At 73.7% G+C, this 4,473-nt stretch carries 3 protein-coding genes and 1 pseudogene; 2 read left to right on the forward strand and 2 right to left on the reverse strand.

Translation table 11 applies throughout. The features are described from left to right. Window positions 1-208: 208 nt before the first annotated feature. Window positions 209-1,441, reverse strand: a pseudogene (locus ABD54_RS25550) (MFS transporter). Between the two features lie 91 nt (window positions 1,442-1,532). Further along, on the reverse strand, window positions 1,533-2,618 hold the full coding sequence (locus tag ABD54_RS25555) for a suppressor of fused domain protein (RefSeq protein ID WP_013154683.1): 1,086 nt from the start codon (window positions 2,616-2,618) through the stop codon (window positions 1,533-1,535). Window positions 2,619-2,816: 198 nt separating this feature from the next. Here ABD54_RS25555 and rlmN point away from each other — a divergent pair, with 198 nt between their 5' ends. Both rlmN and ABD54_RS25565 read left to right on the forward strand, forming a co-directional pair. Continuing rightward, entirely contained in the window at window positions 2,817-3,914 is a 1,098-nt protein-coding gene (rlmN, locus tag ABD54_RS25560; protein ID WP_047872108.1) for a 23S rRNA (adenine(2503)-C(2))-methyltransferase RlmN, read from the forward strand. Between the two features lie 31 nt (window positions 3,915-3,945). Beyond that, window positions 3,946-4,416: a membrane protein gene (locus ABD54_RS25565; protein ID WP_047872109.1), complete on the forward strand. Its 471-nt coding sequence runs from the start codon at window positions 3,946-3,948 to the stop codon at window positions 4,414-4,416. Window positions 4,417-4,473: the final 57 nt, after the last annotated feature.

The following is a 4,473-nucleotide window of genomic DNA, read 5'->3' on the forward strand; positions in this document are numbered from 1 at the left end:
CGTGTCCCCCGGATCATTGCGGTCCCGCCTGCCGCCCTCCGCCGCCCTGGGCGCAGAGCCTTCGGCTCCAGCGCTTCCGCGATCACCGGGCCGCCCCCCGCCGCGCCGGTTCCGCCCGCAAAGCCGACCGGGCCGACCCGCGCGAACCGTCCCGCGGGAGAGGGCCCGGACAGCCGCCCGCCGACCCGAAAGCCCCCGCGGAACACTCCTAGGAGCGGGTCAGGGCGCGCACGCTGCGGGAGGAGACCGCGGCCAGGGTGGCCAGCAGCGTCAGCGAGGCCACCAGCACCAGGGCCGGGGCCGGGCCGAACCGCTCGGCGAACGGGCCGATCGCGACCTGCCCGAGGGGCATCGCCACGAACGAGCCCAGCGCGTCGTAGGAGTACACCCGCGACAGTTTCTCCCCGGGCACGTTCTCCTGGACGGCGACCTCCCAGGCCACGTCGAACTGCTGCACCGCCACGCCCGCCAGGAACATCGCGGCGAACAGCACCGGCAGCGGCGACGGCCCGGTCAGGGCCAGGAAGGGCACGGCGTGCGAAGTCATCAGCGCCGCGCCGTAGACCAGCGCCCGTTGCGGCTGCTAGCGGGCCGCCAGCACGCCGCCCGCCAGCAGTCCGACGCTGTTGGCCGCCATGAGCAGACCCCACGCGGTGCGGCCGAAGGTCTCGTCGGCGATGCCGGGGCCCAGCACGGCCGTGGCCGCCGACCAGCCCGCGTTGACCACCATGAACTGGAGCACGACGATCCAGACCCAGGGCCGCGACACGAACTCGCTCCACCCTTCCCGCAGGTCGCGCAGCACGTTCGCGTCCCCGGTGTCCACGGGCCCGTCCGCCCGGGCTGCCCGCACGGACAGGAAGGCCGCCCCGGCGCAGGCGAACAGCGCCGCGTCCGCGGTGATCGCCCAGCCCGTGCCCAACAGGCCCACCACGACGCCGCCCGCCGACATCCCCAGGAACATCCCGCCCTGGACGCCCACGCCCATCGCCGCGTTGGCCTGGCGCAGCAGCTCCCGGGGCACGGTCTGCGGCGTCAGCGCGGCGGAGGCGGGCAGGTTCACCGCCGCGGCGGCGCCGTTGACCAGGCTCAGCGCGATCATCAGCGCCAGCGAGGCGGTGCCCGTCAGCAGGAGCGCGCCCAGGGCCGCCTGGGAGAGCGCGGCCAGCGCGCACCCGCCCTGGAGCACCAGCGCGCGCGGCAGCCGGTCGGCGACGACGCCTCCGAGCAGGAGCAGCGCCACGTTCGCCACCGAGCGCGCGCCCACCACCAGCCCCACGCCCGTCAGCGAGCCGGTCACGTCCAGCACGGCGAAGGCAAGCGCCACCGACGCCATGCCGTTGCCCAGGGCCATCAGCGCCCGGCCCAGGGCCAGCCCGCGAAAGGCCGGGTGCCCCAGGGGGGCCGTCAGCCCCGCGCCTCCGCCTCCGGTGCGCGCCATGGTCCCCCGTCCCCGATCGTCCCGAAACGGCGACGATCCCGCCCCGGCCGCGGGGTGTCAACGGTTTTTCGCGCGGCGCCCGGGCGCCCGGCTAACCCAGCACCCAGCTCCGCCCCTCGGCGGCCAGCTTCTCCACCAGGGTGGCGCTGTCGTGCTCCTTGGCGAACAGGTGCTCGGGGCGGGTGATCGGCACGATCCACAGCCAACGCACGGGGTCGCCCTGGAAGGACAGCCCCGCGGTGTCCGGCGGCCGGTGCTCGGGGCGGGTGACCAGGGCGGAGGGGTCCTCCAGGAGCAGCACCGCCCCCGCGCCGCCGCGCATGGCCCGGTCCTCGGGATTGTCCAGCCACTTGACGGTGTGCCCGGTGCCGAACCAGGTCACCGCCCGCCATGGGAAGGCGCCGATCCACCGGAAGACGCGGGCGGCGTGGTGCGCGGGCAGCGTCGTGGCCAGGGCCAGCTCCACCCGGGCGTGCTGGGAGGTGTTGGCCATGTAGCGGTCCAGCGTGGGCATGCGCTGACCGCACATCCCGACCGTGGACAGCACCGTGTACGGGCGGTCCGCGGTGGGCGGGCGCTCCGACACGCGCAGCAGCGGCGGGTGGCCGTCGGAGACGTCCCAGTAGTGCCCGGGCTCGCCCACGTTGCGGTTGAGGTGGCTGAGCACCGTGCGCTGCACGCTGCGCCAGGCCCCCGAGGCGCGCCGCCAGTCCCAGTAGGCCTCGGCGTGCACCACGCGCGGCCACAGCTGCCCGCGCACCGAGTCCAGCTCCCAGGCGTAGGCGCTGCGACCGATCGCCTCGCGCGCGTACCCCGGCAGTCCGCTGTCGGCCTCCGCCCAGCCCGGGATGACGGCCAGCAGCCCCTCCTCGTCCACCAGGGCGACCCCGTCGCCCTCCTCGAACCACACGGCGCGCAGGCGGTCGGGGTCGAAGCGGGGGCGGCCCTGCGGGTGCTTGGTGTAGGCCTCGGGCATGAGCGGGGCCCGGCCCTCGTACAGCCCGCCGGACTCGCTCGTGCGCGGCGCGATCTCGTGGTTGGCCAGCCACACCGGTACGCGGATGCGCCCGCGCGCGTCCAGCAGGTAGGCGGCCGTGGTGTGGGAGTCACACTCGACGACGACGCGTCGGCTCTGGTACGGGCTGATCTCGTCGAGCAGGACGTCGATCCCTGTCACCGGCCCTCCCACACACCGATCCCCGGTCGTCGTAGCCGGACGGACCCGTCAGGACCGTCCGCGCAGTGCGTAGAATCGACGGTAGTGCCCTGACAGGCGGAGCTGCACCGCGGCGGCGTATAAGTCGTATAACGACGCGTTCCGCCGCCGTCCGCGCCCGGGCGCCAGACCACCGACTCCACTTCCTACGGACTGTGTATGCCCGCCGAGCTCACCTTTGTCGCACCCCGTCGTGCCAAACCTCCCCGGCACCTGGCCGACCTCAGCCCCGACGAGCGGGCCGAGGTCGTCCGTGAGCTGGGCGAGAAGCCCTTCCGGGCCAAGCAGCTCGCCCAGCACTACTTCGGCTCCCTGGTGTCGGACACCTCGGCCATGACCGATCTGCCGGCCTCCTCCCGGGAACGGCTCGGCGAGGCGCTGCTGCCCACCCTGCTCACGCCCGTGCGCCATATCACCTGCGACAACGGCATGACACGCAAGACCCTGTGGAAGGCGTTCGACGGGGTGCTGTTCGAGTCGGTGCTCATGCGCTACCCGGACCGCGTCACCCTGTGCATCTCCTCCCAGGCCGGGTGCGGCATGAACTGCCCGTTCTGCGCCACCGGCCAGGCGGGCCTTACCCGCAACCTCTCCACCGGGGAGATCATCGACCAGGTGGTCGCCAGCGCCCGCGACCTGGCCAACGGCGAGGTCGCCGGCGGCCCGGGCCGCATCAGCAACATCGTGTTCATGGGCATGGGCGAGCCCATGGCCAACTACAAGCGCGTGCTCCAGTCGGTGCGCCGCATCACCGACCCCGTGCCCCAAGGCCTGGGCATCTCCCAGCGCGGGGTCACCGTGTCCACGGTCGGCCTGGTGCCCGCGATCAACAAGCTCATCGACGAGAGGATGCAGGTCCGTCTCGCGATCTCCCTGCACGCCCCCGACGACGAGCTGCGCGACGAGCTGGTGCCCATCAACACCCGCTGGAAGGTCGGCGAGGTCCTGGACGCCGCTTGGCGCTACGCGGGCACCACGGGCCGCCGGGTCTCCATCGAGTACGCGCTCATCAAGGACATCAACGACCAGGCCTGGCGGGCCGACCTGCTGGGCAAGCTCCTCAAGGGCCACTTGGTGCACGTCAACCTCATCCCGCTCAACCCCACCCCGGGGTCCAAGTGGACGGCCTCGCGCCCCGAGGACGAACGCGAGTTCGTGCGCCGGCTGGAGTCGCACGGGGTGGCGGTGACCGTCCGCGACACCCGCGGGCAGGAGATCGACGGCGCGTGCGGGCAGCTCGCGGCGGCCGAGAACTGACCGGCCCGCCCAGGGCGCCCGGGAGCACGGGGTGATCGAGACGGCGCTGGCCTTCGCGGTCGCCCTCGTCTCCGGGCTCGTCCCGGTCCTCAACATCGAGGTCTACCTGGTGGGCGCCGTCATCGCGATGGACGACGGCGCCCTGGTCGCCATGGCGGTGGCGGCCGGGCTCGGACAGACCCTGGGAAAGCTGCCCTACTACTACGCCGGGCGCGGGTCGCTCTCCGCGCCGTGGATCCGCCGCAGGAGCGCCACGCCCGGCAAGTGGGCCGCACGCGCCGAGGGCTGGCGGCGCAGGGCCGAGGAGCAGCCCGCCTGGGGCGCGGGCCTGGTCGCGGTGAGCTCCCTCGCCAGCGTTCCGCCGTTCATGGTGGTGTCCGTACTGGCCGGGGTGGTGCGGATGAACGTCGTGCTGTTCGCCCTGATCACCTTCGTCACCCGCACCGCGCGCTTCCTGGTCGTGGTGTTCGCGCCCGCCTGGGGGCTGTCCCACCTGCCCTGAGCGCGGCCCGCCCCTGGCGGGGCACGGACACCACGACCAGGAAGCGCGCGGTGCGGG

The organism is Nocardiopsis sp. RV163, assembly GCF_001029525.1.
GTDB lineage: Bacteria > Actinomycetota > Actinomycetes > Streptosporangiales > Streptosporangiaceae > Nocardiopsis > Nocardiopsis dassonvillei.